This is a genomic window from Levilactobacillus namurensis (assembly GCF_032197885.1).
Lineage (GTDB): Bacteria > Bacillota > Bacilli > Lactobacillales > Lactobacillaceae > Levilactobacillus > Levilactobacillus namurensis_A.
On sequence record NZ_CP134159.1, the window covers coordinates 748,098 to 764,461 of the forward strand.

The 16,364-nt window shown below is 53.6% G+C and carries 16 protein-coding genes; 7 read left to right on the plus strand and 9 right to left on the minus strand.

The features are described from left to right. Window positions 1-59: 59 nt before the first annotated feature. A complete protein-coding gene (locus tag RIN67_RS03415) occupies window positions 60-422 on the minus strand; it encodes a MarR family transcriptional regulator (RefSeq protein WP_264999443.1) in 363 nt (120 codons plus the stop codon). A gap of 199 nt (window positions 423-621) precedes the next feature. Then, window positions 622-1,503 carry a hypothetical protein gene (locus RIN67_RS03420; protein WP_264999442.1) on the minus strand — a complete coding sequence of 294 codons (882 nt, stop codon included), beginning with the start codon at window positions 1,501-1,503 and terminating at the stop codon, window positions 622-624. Window positions 1,504-1,721: 218 nt separating this feature from the next. Between RIN67_RS03420 and RIN67_RS03425 the strand changes: the two genes are divergently transcribed. Beyond that, window positions 1,722-2,147 carry a universal stress protein gene (locus tag RIN67_RS03425; RefSeq protein WP_024746678.1) on the plus strand — a complete coding sequence of 142 codons (426 nt, stop codon included), beginning with the start codon at window positions 1,722-1,724 and terminating at the stop codon, window positions 2,145-2,147. A 515-nt stretch (window positions 2,148-2,662) separates the two neighbouring features. Here RIN67_RS03425 and RIN67_RS03430 read toward each other — a convergent pair. Next, window positions 2,663-2,788: a hypothetical protein gene (locus RIN67_RS03430; RefSeq protein WP_263862309.1), complete on the minus strand. Its 126-nt coding sequence runs from the start codon at window positions 2,786-2,788 to the stop codon at window positions 2,663-2,665. A gap of 217 nt (window positions 2,789-3,005) precedes the next feature. Between RIN67_RS03430 and RIN67_RS03435 the strand changes: the two genes are divergently transcribed. Together RIN67_RS03435 and RIN67_RS03440 are read left to right on the plus strand one after the other, a co-directional pair. Further along, window positions 3,006-4,121 carry a YibE/F family protein gene (locus tag RIN67_RS03435; RefSeq protein WP_313826021.1) on the plus strand — a complete coding sequence of 372 codons (1,116 nt, stop codon included), beginning with the start codon at window positions 3,006-3,008 and terminating at the stop codon, window positions 4,119-4,121. Next, on the plus strand, window positions 4,118-4,912 hold the full coding sequence (locus RIN67_RS03440; protein WP_313826020.1) for a YibE/F family protein: 795 nt from the start codon (window positions 4,118-4,120) through the stop codon (window positions 4,910-4,912). Before RIN67_RS03435 ends, RIN67_RS03440 begins: the two co-directional genes overlap by 4 nt. A 156-nt stretch (window positions 4,913-5,068) precedes the next feature. Here the strand turns inward: RIN67_RS03440 and RIN67_RS03445 are convergent, their stop codons facing one another. Further along, on the minus strand, window positions 5,069-6,139 hold the full coding sequence (locus RIN67_RS03445; RefSeq protein WP_024746681.1) for a peptidoglycan recognition protein family protein: 1,071 nt from the start codon (window positions 6,137-6,139) through the stop codon (window positions 5,069-5,071). Between the two features lie 270 nt (window positions 6,140-6,409). After that, a complete protein-coding gene (locus tag RIN67_RS03450; RefSeq protein WP_034544961.1) occupies window positions 6,410-6,931 on the minus strand; it encodes a Fur family transcriptional regulator in 522 nt (173 codons plus the stop codon). A gap of 278 nt (window positions 6,932-7,209) precedes the next feature. Here RIN67_RS03450 and RIN67_RS03455 point away from each other — a divergent pair, with 278 nt between their 5' ends. From RIN67_RS03455 to RIN67_RS03465, 3 genes are all read left to right on the plus strand, one after another. Further along, on the plus strand, window positions 7,210-7,896 hold the full coding sequence (locus RIN67_RS03455; protein ID WP_264999439.1) for a VIT1/CCC1 transporter family protein: 687 nt from the start codon (window positions 7,210-7,212) through the stop codon (window positions 7,894-7,896). A 17-nt stretch (window positions 7,897-7,913) separates the two neighbouring features. Continuing rightward, a complete protein-coding gene (locus RIN67_RS03460; RefSeq protein WP_024746683.1) occupies window positions 7,914-8,624 on the plus strand; it encodes a VIT1/CCC1 transporter family protein in 711 nt (236 codons plus the stop codon). A 263-nt stretch (window positions 8,625-8,887) separates the two neighbouring features. After that, window positions 8,888-10,522 (plus strand): APC family permease, encoded by a 1,635-nt coding sequence (locus tag RIN67_RS03465; RefSeq protein ID WP_396442542.1) that lies wholly within the window; start codon window positions 8,888-8,890, stop codon window positions 10,520-10,522. Between the two features lie 113 nt (window positions 10,523-10,635). Here RIN67_RS03465 and RIN67_RS03470 read toward each other — a convergent pair whose 3' ends face one another. Further along, window positions 10,636-11,082: a GNAT family N-acetyltransferase gene (locus RIN67_RS03470; protein WP_107738710.1), complete on the minus strand. Its 447-nt coding sequence runs from the start codon at window positions 11,080-11,082 to the stop codon at window positions 10,636-10,638. A 137-nt stretch (window positions 11,083-11,219) separates the two neighbouring features. Here RIN67_RS03470 and RIN67_RS03475 point away from each other — a divergent pair, with 137 nt between their 5' ends. Beyond that, window positions 11,220-12,263: a lactonase family protein gene (locus RIN67_RS03475; protein WP_313826018.1), complete on the plus strand. Its 1,044-nt coding sequence runs from the start codon at window positions 11,220-11,222 to the stop codon at window positions 12,261-12,263. A gap of 118 nt (window positions 12,264-12,381) precedes the next feature. Here RIN67_RS03475 and RIN67_RS03480 read toward each other — a convergent pair whose 3' ends face one another. The 3 genes from RIN67_RS03480 to RIN67_RS03490 are packed head-to-tail and all read right to left on the minus strand — an operon-like array spanning window position 12,382 to window position 16,360. Next, complete coding sequence (locus RIN67_RS03480; RefSeq protein WP_313826016.1) at window positions 12,382-13,311, minus strand: sce7725 family protein; 930 nt, start codon at window positions 13,309-13,311, stop codon at window positions 12,382-12,384. Beyond that, window positions 13,308-14,000, minus strand: coding sequence for a hypothetical protein (locus tag RIN67_RS03485; RefSeq protein WP_024746688.1), 693 nt, complete (start codon window positions 13,998-14,000; stop codon window positions 13,308-13,310). The genes RIN67_RS03480 and RIN67_RS03485 overlap by 4 nt, the downstream gene beginning before the upstream one ends. Further along, window positions 13,997-16,360, minus strand: a complete 2,364-nt coding sequence (locus tag RIN67_RS03490) for an ATP-dependent DNA helicase (protein WP_264999436.1) — start codon at window positions 16,358-16,360, stop codon at window positions 13,997-13,999. Before RIN67_RS03490 ends, RIN67_RS03485 begins: the two co-directional genes overlap by 4 nt. Window positions 16,361-16,364: the final 4 nt, after the last annotated feature.

A 16,364-nucleotide genomic window follows, 5' to 3' on the forward strand; every position in this document is an offset into this window, starting at 1 on the left:
TTGTTTTGATAGCGGGTGAAGAAATCGTTGATGGTCTCGTCTGATAAGTCGCTAGGAATCTAGTTCCAAGTCTTAGCACTTTGTAAGAAGACTTGATGGATATCGTCTTCAACGTGTTCCCCCTTAGGGGTTAGCCGCAGGTACTTGACTCGCCGGTCGTCCATCTTAGCTTCTTGTTCAACGTAGCCGTCGAGTAAGAGTGCCCGTAATTTCCGCGCTGCTGCGGAACGGGTGGTGCGGGTGTCATCCGCTAATTCGCTTAACGTAATGTTTCGTTGCTCGTGAATCTGCTTGAGCAACAGGTATTGTTCAAAACTTAATGAGTATTGCCCCGTAATCTGTTCCGCCGCGTTAGTTAAGACGAAAAAGATCTCGCGATACTGACGCAGGAACATCTCAAATACTCTCTCCTCACTTTGCATAAAAACTCCCCCTTGAAATAGAAACAAATTCTGTTGGTAAGGTGAAAGTACCCGAACATTGGGTGGCTTTCACTATCACAGCATACCGTTATTATGCGGCACTATCGATGGGGATGAAAATGATTGCACTTTAGAAGCACGGGTTAGGACAATTCAGCTTAAAAATCCCCAACGGTGACGAACCGTTGGGGACCCGAGGTTATTTGGTCATATAGATGTAAAGGTGGTCGGTAGAGAAGCCGGTGTTGAATCGAATATTATTGGAACGGATGGTCTTAGTCTTGGTGGAGCTACTGTTCGACTTCGCATCCTTCAGGACCTTCTCGAACTTCTTGATCACGTACTGGGGGTTGGCCTTTAAGGTGCTCCCGAGGAGGGCGAAGGTGGTGCCGAAGTGCCGCTGGCCGGTCTTGGTCTTCATCTGCTTGGTTGGGACGATCAAGGCCAGTCCCATCAGATGCTTGTCCTGGACGTTGGCCCGTACCACGGTATCCTTAGTGCTGATTAAGTTATGGATGCCGTTCTTGGCGGTCGTCGGGAACAGCTGGTCCTTGGCCTGCCGCTTGGCGGTGGCTAGTTGGCCCTGTAGCTTTTGGGCGGCCGCTTGTTGTTGCTTAGCGGCGGTCGCGGCCGCGGCAGGGTCGCGCTTAGCTAAGGCAGCCAGCTTTTGCTTGGTCTGTGCTTGGGTCTTCTGGGCCGTCTGGAGTTGCTTTTGCACCTTGCTAGGGAGGTAGCTACCGATGACCATCTGGTTGTATTGCTTAGCGAAGGTCTGGTAGTTAGCCAGTGACTTGGTTGCCTTGACCGTTACGGTCTTGTGTTGGTGACCAGCCGTGACGGTGACCTTTTGATCCGTCGGGGCGGCCGGAACTTGGAAGAAGTAGGTCCCGGCGTTCACGGCGACTTGATGCTTGGCGTGGTCAGCCACCTGGTAAGTGACCTGTTTGGTCTTAGCATCGCCCTTGATCACTGCCGTGAGAGCCGTGGGGTGGTAGGTCGTCTTGTTGGTCGTGAGCGACGTGGAGCAGCCGGCTAGGATTACGGCTAAGAATCCTAGGGCACCTAGTAAGCGTTTCTTCATGATTTTTTTGCGCCATCCTTTTGAATAGAGTCTTTGATTTATCTTACCACAAACTCTGAATCCCCGGAGAATGAGAATCTGCTAACGAAACCCCAGACAGGCTAAAAATTTCATGAAAAAACGGGTAAAAGACTATTTTATCGGCGGTAAGGTTGGTATGATGAAGGTGGTGGAAGCGATACCACTATAATCGTTTATAGACGAAAGGACGGGATATTATGTACGAACGGATTTTAGTACCGATGGATGGGAGCAAGAACGCCCACGCCGCTTTAGTGGAGGCCATTAAATTAGCCCAGAAACTCGGCTCGAAGCTGTTCATCGTTTCCGTCGCCAGTGACCAGACCTACGCTCACTACGGTGCCGAATTTGGGAGTGAAATCATGACCCACTTCAAGGATTCAGCCTCTGAATTTCTAGAAAGCGCCGTGGACGAGGTCAAGGAAGCGGGCGTTCCCGTTGAGACCAGCTTCAAGGTCGGGCTACCTAAGCCGACGATTGCCAATAGTCTGCCACAGGAACTGAAGACCACGCTCACGGTCATTGGGCGTTCTGGGGTTCACGGCTTGGGCAAAGCCATCATGGGATCGACCACCAATTACGTGGTGCAGAACTCTAAGACCAGTGTACTGGTCGTCGATTAACCACCACTCATCTTAACAATCAGACCGGGAACTAGCAGTTAATGCTCCTGGTTTTAGTATTGTGTAAGGTGTTAAAAAATAGCTTAAGACTAGCTCTGTAAACCCCAGGCGGCTTTACAGAGCTTTTTCTACGTCTTGTCAATAAGAATGTTGTTAAATCAATACTTTTCCATGTTGATATGTTCAATTTCAAACGTCAGAAAATACTGTCTTGGGTACGCTCGATTTAGCCGTGAGGTTGGGCCTGAAGAGGCTCAGTGGTGTCGTTTGGGTTAGTCAGCGTTTTGAGCTGGCTTACCCAAAGGCCGAGCTTGAAGACCTGGGGGGTTCAGGGCTCCAAGTCGTGCCCACCACGTTCCAGCCTCTTCAGGCCCAACCGATAAGGCGGATGATGACCACAGTCTGCCTTTGATCGCCCGTCTCAGCACCGTATCGTCAAGAATAAAGAAATCGTTCTGTCCCAGACTTAAAAAAAAGCCACTGACCGAAGTCAGTGGCTTTTCTGGTATTGGCGATTACTTGGTCTTGATTTCACCCTTCAACCAACGTTGCAGAGCTGAAATTTCATCGCGCCGCTTCAGGTCCTTTTTACGGTTAACCTTACGACGGCCTTGTACGCCATTTGGATGTGCTTTTCTCATTGTAGAAACCCTCGCTTAATTAAAATAACAATCGAGTACCATTCTACTAAGGATTGGCCGAAATTGCAAGGTTTCTGGGCTAATTTGCCGGCGAATCAGGGGGAAAGATGCCGTTAGTACGCTGGCTTTTGCGATTTACTTAAGTTTGAGACGGTGGTGGCGAATTCAGTTTTTGAAGTGGTATATTGGAAGCAGACCGATGGGAAGGGCGGTAATCGTGCAAAAATTAAAGCTTCAATCGACCGTGCGTTGGTGGGCCTGGCTCATCGCGTTGATTCTGGGGGCCGTACTCGTGATTGGAACGCAACATGACGCGGTGTTCTATCATGATTCCATTCTAAAGGTCACGGCGGTGCAACACCAGCAACCCACCAAAATCACGGATAATTTTCAAAATGAGGATTGGCAGACCCAGCAGACGCTGACCGGCCACCTCTTAAACGGGCAATACAAGGGACGGTCACTGACCATCTCCAATACGTATTCGGCGTCCGGGGCCATGGATCAACGGTACCGGGTAGGCAGTCAACTCTTCGTGGTATTGCACCATCATGCGGGGCAGTTGAGTGCCACGGTCAAAGGGTATAAACGGGACACGGCGCTGGTCTTCATGCTCTGGTTAGTGGTGGGGCTCCTACTGCTAATCATGCGTTTTAGCGGCTTGATGGCGTTTCTTAGCGTCGCCGCGAACGGCGTCTTGTTCCTGTTGGCGATTCTCCTCAACGGCTCAACGCAGGGGGCCCAAGTTCTGTGGATCTTCGGCAGCTTGGCCGTGGTCTTTGCGGCCCTGACCCTCTGGTTGGTACTGGGGCGGACCCGGCAGATGCTGATCACGTTAGCGACGACCCTGGGAGGGACGCTGTGTGCCATCCTGGTGGCGCTACTGGTCTTCCACGTGACGCATGAAAAAGGGATGTTCTACGAGTCGATGCAGTACGTGACCCAATTGCCCCGGCCGTTGTTCTTAGCGGAGACGCTGCTGGGCTCCTTGGGCGCGGTCATGGATGAGTCGACGGATATCATCTCGTCACTGTACGCGTTAAAACGGGAACGGCCCGAATTGACGCCGACACAAATCTTTAAGTCCGGCCGTCAGATTGGGAGTACCATCATGGGGCCGTTGATTAACGTGCTCTTCTTCATCTTCGTAGCGGATACGTTCCCCATGGCACTCCTGTACCTTAAGAATGGAAATAGCTGGGGTTACACGTTCTCGATGAACATGTCGATGGGTGTGGTTCAAAGCCTGATCAGCGGAATTGGCATTGTCCTGGCTGTGCCGTTGGCCAGTTACTTGGCCAGTCGGTGGTTGCCTAAGGAGGTGCGCGCATGAGTACCATTACGCTTCTAGGCTTAATTCTCCTGATTCTGATGGTGGTCGTCGGCGGGAAGGCCGGTGCGCAGTCGTTCCTGGCGTTACTCCTGAACTTCGGCCTCCTGTTTCTGACCATCGTCCTAGTGGCCTTTCACTTTTCACCGTTGATCGTCACCTTAGTTGTGGGGATGATGGTGTTGGCCCTGACCATTTTCATGAGTAGTGGTGATGACCTCTCCAGTACCGTGGCGTTTATCGCGTCGGCGTTAGTCTTGGTCCTTTTGATCCTGTTGATTGTTCCCGTCGAACACTGGGCCATGGTCCAAGGGTTCGGCCCGGAAGACAGCGAGGACCTCGAAGGCCTGTCGGTGTTAGTCGGGATTAGCTTCGTGCAGGTGACCATTGCGACGGCGATTCTAAGTACCTTAGGGGCGATTGCGGAGGCTGCGATGGCGATTGCGGCCGGGTTGAGTGAGATCCTCGACCAACACCCGCAGGTCACCCTAAAAGCCTTATTTGGCGATGGGATTACGGTGGGCAAGCAGATTATTGGAACCACCTTTAATACCCTGTTCTTTGGCTTTTTTGGGGGCTTCTTGGCGTTGTTCATCTGGTTCACCGGTGTCCATTACTCGTTTGGGAAAATCTTGAACGACAAGATCTTTGTTGCCGAGATTCTGATGATCCTGTTCTCCATGTTGAGTGTATTGTTGACGGTTCCCGTGACTACTTGGGTCATGACCCGTGCCGTGGCGGAGAAACGCCGGCACGCGGCTCAACAGGCCTCGTCGCAGGACCAAGTTAAGTAAATCAAGTTTAAGGGACCATCCGGACTGATCAGCTCAGTTGACGGATGGTCCCTTTTAGGACTGGGCAGACCAAGGTTACCCCAGTGGGTAAAAAAAGACGCGCAATCCATCAGGAATTGCGCGTCTGCTTGAGGTCAAATTCAATTGAGAAGGGGACTAGTTACTAACGCTAGAGGTGCTGGTAGCACTGGAAGAATCCGCGCTGGCACTGTCGCTGGAGCTAGCCGCACTCTCACTGGAGCTGGCGGCAGCGTCCAGGTCAGTCAGGTTGGTCAGATTATCGAAGTAGACCCAGTAACGCTTGGTCGTGTTCGGTAACTTGATCCGGTACCACATCGAACCGTTGCTCTTCTTAGCCGTCATATCGATGCTGTAAGTCTTACCCACCTTAGGGCTGATCTTGGACCAAGATTGCCGCTTAGCGTTCTTGTTGACATCCTTGACGTGGTTGTACAGGTAGTACTTCTTGTAACGACTGCTTAATTGCGCCTGCATGTTAACGGACGTGTACTTAGCGGTCATCAACTTTTTGTGGTTGCTTTGACCCATGGCGTTGTAGTACTTCTTGACCAACTGGTAGAAGGCGGCCATGGTGTACTTTTGCCCGAAGTACTTCTTCCCGGCGCTCGCGTAGTAGCCGACTGGGTCGGTATGCGTGGAACCACCTAAGTGACTGGCAACGGAACCGTGAGACCAGACCGTCCCTTTACCGTCGTAAGCGGCATCGTTAGGCTTCAGGTTGTATTCCTTTAAGAGGTAAGCCGTGTACCAGGCCGCATTAGCGATTTCGTGGGCGAAGGCCGACTTGCTGTGAACTTCCACTTGTTCGAATTGTAGGAAGCGGGAGTTCCCCGGGTAACCGACTCCCCAAGAAAGGTAGTCGGTGTTGGCGATGTTGATGATGTGGGAAGCATCAACGAAACTGTGAACGAAGGCGTTGTTGTAGTTACGCTTCATGTAGGCAATTTCGTTATAAATCGTCGACGATGGGTTGGCGGTTTCGTGAATCACGACCCCTTCAGGCTTGCCCTTACCATGACGGTACTTGTACTTAGGGAAGCCACTCCAGATGGACTTGGTGACTTTGGCCGGCTTATAATTCTTGCTGGCGATGTAACTGTTAACTTTGGAACTTGCGGCATCGGCCGTCGTGGTCGTAGCGACGCTTAACGCACCAGCCAGCCCTACGGCAGCTAATGCAGTAAACAGAACTTTTTGCAATTTCACTGAATAATCCCTCAAATCTTTTTTATTTAATTAGTTACTGGTTTTATTTGGCTACTTACTTAACAGATCATTAAGGTGTTACTTAATCGGTTAAAAATCAACAGTCTTACGATAACAGCAAAAACACCCGAAGACAAGCGGTGTCACGGCGTTTAGCGCAAATATTACGCGCTTAATAGCAGAAACTCTGGGCTTTGCTTCGGGTGTTTGCAAACAGATTAAAACTTCACGACACGTGTAACTTAGGTGTAACAATCCCTAAAAGGCGATTTATTGCGGATCGACGGTGGGTTGTGGCTTGGTTTGGGACCATTGCTTACGAACCGGATCGATGTGCAATTTTTGCTGACATTCTGGACAGAGGCCGTAAACTTCAACGTGATTACTGGTAATCAGGTAACCTGTCTGGGCGCTGGCCTCCTGGTTGAGTCGTTGCTCGATCTGACCAAAGTCTGGAGCGAAGACGTCGGTGATCTTACCACAGTTCTCACAGATCACGTGGTAGTGGGGCCGACCGTAAAAGTCGTAGCGGATGCCGCCGGTGTCGTTGGGCAGTTCAATCACGATGCCTAAATCGACCAATAGATTCAACGTATTATAGATGGTGGCCATGCTCAGATTAGGGAATTCAGCGGTTAACGCCGTGTAAATCGTCTCAACGGATGGATGATTATGATGGGTGACTAAGTAGGTCAGGATAATCTGGCGTTGCGGTGTCACACGGATATGGTGGTCTTTGAGCGTCGCTAATGCGTGCGCTAAGAGCTGGTTAGAACTTTCGGATTGTGCCAAGGGTATCCCTCCTTCTTTAGAATGTCTCTAATTTGCTTCTATTAAACCACATTTCTGCTAAACGTCCAGTAATCTGCTTAATTTTAGAATAATTTTTAATTAAGCGGATTCAGGTTACGCTAAGGGTTTACTTTTGGGGTTCCGGTGGTAGAATAGATTTGTTCGTAGATAAGAATGATTCTAACTTGAATAAAAATTTCGCCGAACCGAACTTTTTATCTTGGGTTCGTGGTACGATAAATGTGCTTGTGGTGAAAACATGTAGGGGGTTGTTAGATATGGCAACAAAAAAGAAGACAGCAACGTTAGCACAAAAGATCAACGTTTTGCGGGCCAGTGTGATGGGCGCCAACGATGGCATCCTCTCCGTCGCCGGAATCGTTGTGGGGGTGGCTGGTGCGGCCACCAGCAGCTTTGCCATCTTCATCTCAGGGATTGCCGGGATGATCGCCGGAACGGTCTCGATGGCCATGGGGGAATACGTCTCCGTCAACACGCAAAAGGATTCGCAGCGTAAGGCTATTGAGACGCAGACGGTGGCGTTAGATAACGACTACGATAGCGAGTATAATTTCGTGAAGAATAAGTACATCGCCAGTGGCATCAAGCCGGAGCTGGCCGACCAAGCGACGCAGGAAATGATGAAGAAAGATCCCCTGAAGACGTCCGTTCGCGAACGGTTTGGCTTTAACGTGGGCGAGTATACCAATCCGTTTTCAGCCGCGATTGCCTCGATGATTTCGTTCCCAACGGGGTCGATTCTCCCGCTGGTCTCCATTACCTTACTGCCGAAGAACATTCGCATTGTCGGAACGTTCATCGCGGTGGTCGTGGCCCTAGCAATCACCGGGTACATCGCCGCAATTTTAGGGAACGCGAACCGGAAGAACGGGACGATTCGGAACGTGATTGCGGGCATCTTGACGTTGTTAGTGACCTACTTTATCGGTCGCTTATTCGCATAAGAGGGGAGTTTTAACAAATGGCTGAGAATGAAGCAATTGTGGCGAAGAAGCATCAAAAGGAACACCAAACCATGGATGAGAAGCTTAACACGTTGCGGGCCGGAGTGTTGGGCTCCAACGACGGAATCCTAACGGTGGTTGGGGTGCTCTTCAGTGTGGCGGCTGCGACCACCAATCAATTTACGATCTTTATCGCGGGGCTATCGGACTTGTTAGCCTGTGCCTTTTCGATGGCGTCCGGGGAGTACGCCTCCGTCAGTACGCAAAAGGACACGGAAAAGTCGGTGGTTCATAAGGAAATGGCGTTATTGAAATCAGACTTTGAAGGGGAACTTAAAGCCGTTCAAGCCTTCTACCAACAACGGGGAGTCTCCGCGGAGACGTCGATGGCGATTGCGAAGGACCTGTTGAGCAAGGACGCATTGGGGACCGTGGTGTCGGTCAAGTACGACATCAAGCTAGGCCACTACATGAATCCCTGGAACGCCGCGTTCTCGTCTCTCTTCTCTGCATCCGCCGGTGGGGTCTTTCCACTGGTCGCGATGACGTTTTTGCCGAACGCTTGGCAGTGGCCGGGGACCATCATTGCGGTGCTCTTATCCGTGACGTTAACGGGGTTCTTGAGTGCAAAGTTAGGCCACGGACTGGTCAAGACGGCGATTATCCGGAACGTTATCGTGGGGATTATCACCATGTTCATCCACTATTACGTGGGTCAATTGTTCTAGGAGTTTCTAGGTGGCGCTGGGCTGCTTAGCCAGACGACAAGCGCATCGAAGCTTGTCATGAACGCCGTGTGCGTCCAGTGGACCAGAACCAGTAATTTTTAGGCGCTAGTGATTCGAGATTAGAGACTTTATCATTGGAACGTGAGGTGCGCGCTGACGCCGAGGACGTCCTGCTTAAGGCGCATCTGGACGTAGTTTCCGCATGATGATTCTAAGTGAACTTTAGTGGGTTTCTTACGCGATTGCCAGATTCCAAGTGTAGAATGGCCCAATACTCTGACGAAAGTGAGGAATCTTTTGGCTTGAAACGTAACAAGATGAGTTTGTTTTCATTAGTCATGCTAACGCTGAGTGCCATCATTGGGTCGGGGTGGTTGTTTGGTGCCGGAATGGCGGCACAAATTGCTGGTCCCGCGGCGATCCTGTCCTGGATTATCGGGGCAATCGTCATCGGATCAATTGCGTTGAATTACATTGAATTGGGAACCATGTTTCCCACCAGCGGAGGGATGAGCCAGTATGCGGCCTTCTCGCACGGCCCCTTGTTGGGCTTTGTCGCTGGTTGGGCGAACTGGCTATCGTTGTTAACGATTATTCCCATTGAAGCCGTCGCGGCGGTCCAGTACATGAGTTCTTGGCCGTGGGCGTGGGCGAATTGGACCCGGGGCTTTATTGCCTCGGGGAACATCACCAATCTAGGATTAGTGGTGGTGTTTCTGTTTATTTTGGCATTTACGCTGCTGAACTTTTGGTCGGTCAAGTTGCTGACCCGGTTTACCAGCTTTATTTCAATTTTTAAACTCGGAATTCCGACGTTGACCATCGTCGTTTTGTTTTTAACGGGATTTGATTCGCAGAACTTTGTCAGCCGGGCGGGCTTCATGCCGGGCGGCAGTTCATCCATCTTTGCGGCGACCACGGCCGCCGGAATTATCTTTTCCTACAACGCCTTTCAGACCACCATTAATATGGGGAACGAAATCGAGCATCCGGAAAAGAACATCCTGTGGGGGATCGTTATCGCCTTTGGGATCAGTACCGTGATCTACACGTTACTGCAGGTGGCCTTTGTGGGGTCCGTGCCAGCCGCCAACTTGATGCAGGGCTGGTCCGGGGTGAACTTCCAGTCGCCCTTTGCGGACATTGCCATCTTACTGGGCTTGAACTGGTTGTCGACGCTGCTGTATCTGGACGCGTTCGTCTCGCCGTTTGGGACCGGGGTCTCCTTTGTGGCCACCACTAGTCGGGCTTTGGCCGCGATGACCGGGACCAAGCACATGCCGACTAGATTAGGCGAAGTCAACCGCAAGTACCAGACGCCACGGCGAGCCATGGTGGTCGATATGCTGCTCGGGGTGGCTTTAGTTGCCGGTTTTCGGAACTGGAGTGCGCTATCCGACGTCATCTCGACGTCCACGCTGATTGCCTACCTGACGGGACCGATTACGGTCACCAGTTTGCGGCGCCAAGCGCCCGAGTTTGTGCGGCCGTTTCGGTTGCGGCACTTAACCTTTTGGTCGCCATTTGCGTATGGTTTGGCCAGCTTGGCCATCTACTGGGCGAAGTGGCCGACCACGATTGAAGTCTTCGGGGTCATTGCCCTGGGCCTGATCTTCTACGTCTACTACGAGATTCGCCGACCGAATACTCGGGCAGCCCTCCGCGCAAGTCTACGCGGGGGCCGGTGGCTCTTAGCCGAAATGGTATGGCTGACAGCGATGTCGCTATTAGGGAGTCACGAGTTCGGCGGGATGAACTGGATTCCGTACCCGCTCGACTTTGTGGTCGTCCTGGTGGGGAGCTGGTTCTGCTACGCACTGGGCGTCCACGATGCCTACCGGAGCGATTCACTCGACGTTGCGGTCGAGTTGAACCGCCGGGTCTCTGAAAAAGATTAAGTTAAGTAAAGCTCCTAGCCGGCCGGCTGGGAGCTTTTTTAGGCGCAAAAAAATCTGGGATCAGAATCCCAGACGGCGTTTTGACGATATACTGGTGAACCATGGAAATTACTTTAGTGGCGTTGCCAATGCCAGACGTCGCCCCGTTGTAGGAGCCCTGCGGCGGTCAGCACGGCCGTGTCGAGGTTGGCACTGGCTTCTAATTCTAAGTCGTCCAACCCGAGCTCTTCTTGAGCGAAGTGGACCAGGCGATTAACGATTTCTTGTTGTTCGTTAGCGGGGAGCTTGGGACCCGTGAGGTAGGTGCGCCCGGTCTTTTGTTGAAGGTTGAGTCGCTCGAAGCCGCCCCAGCCGACCAATTTATGGGTAGCCCGGCGTTCGATGCCCCAGGTGAGTGCGGTCCGGGCCATGGTGTGCCGCATGGTCGCGTTGACCCATTCAGCAGTCTCGGCCAGGTCTTGGTGCGTAAGTTGTGAGACTTGCTTCAGCCGGAATTGCGTGAGCCAATCGAATCGAAAGTTGGGGGTGAGGAGCGGGTGGTAGCCTTCAAAGCTTGACATAGATTAAGAATCCTTTCTAAACGTAAATTACCCCCATTGTACAGGTTATTGGGCAGAAGAGCTAGTGACTTCAACGTATCGGCTGGTCAGCTGTGCTATACTGAAAAGGGATACAGAATATTGAAAGGGGTAACAGTATGACCGAAGAGTTTTACATTGGGACCTACACCAAGCGAATTAGCCGGGGCATTTACCGGGTAAGCGTTGATACGGATGCCGCCAAGCTGACCAAGTGTGAATGGTTAGCCTCCGCTGGGAGCCCAACTTATATCGCCAAATCCAAGGCACAACGACTGTATGTTGTGAACAAGAAAGAAACGGATGGTCAGACGCACGGTGGTCTGATTATCTATGATATGACGGATACCAGTAAGCCACGTGCGATTCAACAAGTATTGGACTTAGGGTCATCCCCTGCCTATGTCTCCGTTGACGAAGGTCGCCAGCTGGTCTACACGGCCAACTATCACACGGCGGCGGTCACCGTCTACAAGATTGCTGATGACGGTTCCCTGACCCAAGTTGATCAAGTCATTGATCAGGATCCCGTAGGACCAGCACCGGAGCAGGCCGATGGGCCGCACCCACACTACGCGGATCTGACGCCGGATGGCCGGTTAGTGGTCTGTGATCTGGGGACGGATAAGGTTTACCTGTATGACGTTTCCGACGCCGGTCAGTTGACGCCGGTCAGCTATGTGGACTTGCCAGCGGGTTATGGTCCGCGGCATATCACGTTCGACGCGACCAAGGGCGTGGCTTACCTAGTGGGTGAGCTGAGCAGTAACGTGGCCACGTTGACCTACGACGCTGATGCCGGTAAGTTTGCCGTTAAGCAGATCACCCACGTGATTCCAGACGACTGGACCGCCCACAACGGTTCCGCAGCCATTCGCTTGAGTGCCGATGGCCGCTTCGTCTACGTGTCCAACCGGGGCAATAATTCCATTACGGTCTTGTCCGCTGCCGATGACGGCACGTTGACGGTGATTCAGCGGATCGCAACGGAAGGTGATTTCCCGCGGGACTTTAACTGGACGGCTGACGAAAGCTTGGTTTTGGTGGTTCATCAAAACTCCAACAACGCCAGTCTCTTCAAGCGTGACGCGGCAACTGGGAAGTTGACGCTGGCGCAAAAGGACTTCATGGTCCCAGAAGGGGTCAGCGTTCTGCCAGCTTAGAGTGTGGTACAACGATTTTAAGTTAAGACAACATAAAGCGACCGTTCGTACCTGGTAGATTCAGGTGATGAACGGTCGCTTTAAATTTACCGTCTCAACGGCTTGGCGTGATTAACCGTTAGGGATTTTCGGGGTAGTGGTCGCGAAAATAGCGGGCCATCAGTTCGAGGTGGTGCATTAGGCTGAGGCGCTTGACCACTCCCAGGCCGGGAAAGTGGTGCTGGTCGTGGTAGGCCGCCAGCTGTTGAAGGGCCGGGGTCTGCGTCTGCTCTGGTTGAGCGGGCAACCAGGCTGCCAACTTGGCAACGGCTTGGAAGAACTTTTCCTTAGGGTGCTTGAAGTCGACCCGGTCGTCCGATACGAAGCGGTGAATCCGTAACTGGTCGTGAACGAAGTAGGTCACGTGCAGGGTCACGGCACGCGCAGGATAGCCGTGTTCACTGTAGTGGCTACCGCCAATCGTGTAATCGCTGAACCCCTGGTAGCCCTGAAGCGTGGCCAGTTGCCAATCGTCGCTGAAGAAACCGTCGGTCAGGTTGGCATAGGTCTGGTCTTTGTCAGGGAACCACGCGTGGTCGTACAGGCTGATCTGGGGTCGGTCCAGTAATTGCCGAATGCGAGCTTCCGGAGGGACCAAGAGGTAGTCGGGCTGTGTGGTCGTCAGCCAGTGGGCGTGCTGTGCCGCGACAAGTTCGTCGTATTGGCGCGCAATCAAGAGGGTTCGTTGACCAGCCGGGGCCAGCAGGTCGGCCGCGGTGGTGGTCGGCGTCAGGACGTGGCCTAAGATCAACTGGGGGTGGTGTTGCCAGGGGGTCCAGTCGTGTAGTTTCTGCTGGGTCAAGCCGTAGTCGCTGACGGTGGGGTTGGTGATGACCACTAGGGGATGGTCGTGTGCCAGAAAGGCCGCAATGGTCTGGGGTAAGGCCTTGATGTCCCGTACGGGTTCGATGATGGGGATGATGTTGGTGGGGAGCGTCTGGTCCTGGGCAATCGCTTTGAGGGCTTGCAGGTCGAATTGACGACCGCGAAAGTAGGGAAAGTAGATCATGAGGAAGCCTCCCGGAGTCGCTGCAAGAGGTCGTGGTTCTCTAAGGCCAAGGCGTCGACTTCCGATTGCAGGGCCGTGACGGCGGTGGCTTGGGTGTCGGCCATGAAGCGGTCGTAGAAGTTGTGGTCTGGGTCGTACACGTCGTAGTGTAGGTGGCGTTTTTTCAATTCTTCGTAGAGCCGTTCGGTACTGTACTGCTTCAGCCCCGTGGCCATTTGTTTGGCCTTGAAGACTTCGCGGGCCTGTGAGGCGATGAACCGGGTCAGCAGTTCGTTGGCGGGCACCTGCAGGTCTTGGTGGCGCGGTGGTCGTGCCACGGTCAGGTAACCCGGTGTTGCGGGGGGCTCCGTGGCGGTCGCTAGGAGTTGCGGGTCGAACGGCCGGTAGAGCAGGACCCCAATCTTGGCGGGAATCTCGTCGGCAACTTCCTGGTAGAGCTTGAGTGGTAAGACGAAGTAGTTATAGTGACCGATAAAGGAAAGCTTGGCGTGCGAGTGAAAGTCGCTCTTGGTGACCTTCAGTTCGTAACAACGCCACTCGATGGTCCCATCGGCTAGCGCTTGGTAACTCAACGTGTCGACGATTCCCTGGTCGTCGGGCATGGTGACCTCTTCGACCGCGGTCGCGCCGGCTTCCCGACAATAGGCGTAGAGGGTGTGCTCCATGGCGAGCGTTAGTTTTGTTTTCAATGTGACGCCTCCGAATTCCAAAAATGCTGCAGGGCTGGTCCCAATTGTTCGGACCGGTAGAGTCGTTGATAGTGCTGCCAGTGTGGGGGGTAGAGCTGGGTGTAGCGGGGAGCGGTGAAGCGTTGATCCATCAATAAAACCACGCCTACGTCATGGGCTCCCCGAATCAGCCGGCCGGCCGCCTGAAAGACGTTGTTGAGGCCGGGCAACTGGTAAGCAAACGCGAAGCCGGGCTGGTCGTGACTGTCGAAGTAGTCGCGAATCAGGTCGGTCTCTGGATTGATCCCGGGGAGTCCGACGCTGACGATGCCTACGCCGATGAGTCGGTCGCCTTTGAGGTCGATGCCTTCCGAGAAGATACCACCCAGTAACGCAAAGCCCACTAGCGTTGTGGTGGGGGCCGGTTGAAATTGGGCGAGGAAGGCGGTTCGGTCGGCTTCGCTCATGGTCGCTTGTTGCGCCACGGTGTGGATGTGGGGGTAGGCCAGGTTAAAGGCGGCGACCACGGTCAACAGGTAGTTGTAGGAGGGCAAGAAAATCAGGTAGTTGCCCGTTTTAGCGTCGACCAGGGTCTTGATGGCGACCAGGATCTTCGCCAGGTTGGCTTGGCGTTGCTTGTAGGTGGTCTGGATGTAGTTGGTGATGAATAGGCCCTGGTGCTGGGGCGGAAAGGGGGAGGCCAGTCGGTAAGCCAAGCTGGTCTCGCCTCCGCCCAAAACGGTCTGATAATAGCTTAGGGGGGAAAGGGTCGCGGAGAAGAGAACGGCACCGTGACCCAGGTCGAGGCTGTCTGCGAGAAAGGCACTGGGGTCTAAGCAGAGCTGCTTGAGGACGATGTTGCCGTCCGCTAAGGTCAACCGCATGCGGTAGGTCTCATCGTAGAATTCGCCGATTCGTTGGTAGCTGATGGCCGCAAAGTAAACGTCCAGGAGGGCCTTGACGAAGGGCGTCTGGGGTTGGTCGATCAGCCAATCGTGGGTGGCTTCGATGAAGCGCCCCAACTCGTGATCGATTTCCGCAGGGGGAGAGAGAAACGTACTGTCGGTCTTCCCCGCCGACCGTAACGGCGCACAGATGTCATCGAAGGTCTGACGCAGGTCACGAATCCGCTGGCGGAGCTTCCGGCTGACCTGTGGGGTTCCGGTACTGAGCTCGAGCAGGTGGTCTAGGGGCTGGCTGGCGATGGCGGCGGAGTACATCTCCCGGGAGCGGGCGACTAGGTTGTGGGCTTCGTCGATGAGAAAGAAGTTGTCGGGATCGCTGGTGGCGAAGAACCGTTGGAGGTGGACTTGGGGATCGAACAGGTAGTTGTAGTCCCCGATGACCACGTCACACAGGAGGCTGGCGTCCAGCTGGAACTCAAAGGGATCGAGGGTGTGCTTACGCGCATAGGTCTCGATAACTGGCCGGGTCAGTTGGTCGTTGTGCTGGATCAGGTCGACCAGTGCGGGACGCAGACGGTCGTAGTAGCCCAGCATGTAGGGATTCTCTTCGGGTGTGAGGTCGGTTTCTTCGGGGAACTGAATCTTCTCTTTGGCGGTGAGGGTGATACTCTTCAGCTGCAGCCCTTGTGTGGCCATTAGTTGGATGGCATCTTCGGCCACACGCCGAGTGCTTTGTTTGGCGGTCAGGTAGAAGATCCGCTGAATCACGCCTTCACCGATGGCTTTGATGGCGGGGAAGAGCGTGGAAATGGTCTTGCCGGTCCCCGTTGGCGCCTCGGCAAAGAGGTGTTGCTGACTGAGAATCGTCTTGTAGACCGCGACGGCGAGTTCTCGTTGACCAGGGCGGTAATGGTCGAAGGGAAAGGTCAGCGCTTGAATGGTGGGGTCGCGCCGTTCGCGGAGGTCGTCGCGGAGCTTCAGCCAGGTGATGTAGGCGTCGATGACCGTTTGGAAGAAGTCGGCGGCCGTTTGCCGGTCGATGGTCTGATTCTTTTGAGTCGTGGTGTCGTTGCTGGTCTGGTAGTAGGTCAGGGTCAACGTGATGGTCTGCAGGTCGGGGAATTTATGAAATAAGAGGTGGGCGTACAGCTTGACTTGGGCCCAGTATAGGATGACCTTGTTGGCCGGAAGTTGGTCGAAGTCCCCGTCGGAGGTTTTGATCTCTTCGATCGTTGCGGTGGTCTCGCCTAACGTGACGCCATCGGCCCGGCCGTGGAGCAGGTACTCGTGGTCCCGGAGCGTTAACGGCAGGTCGAGGTAGTATTCCTTTTGGTAGTCATCGGCCCGTTGCTTCTGAAGTCGTCGGTGAATCTTAGCGCCCAGTAGCGCGGTATTTTGACTATTGCTGGTGGCACCGAGGTCACCGGCGCGCAGGGTGAATTCAACTAATTCACGAACACCAAGTTTGATGGGCATCCGG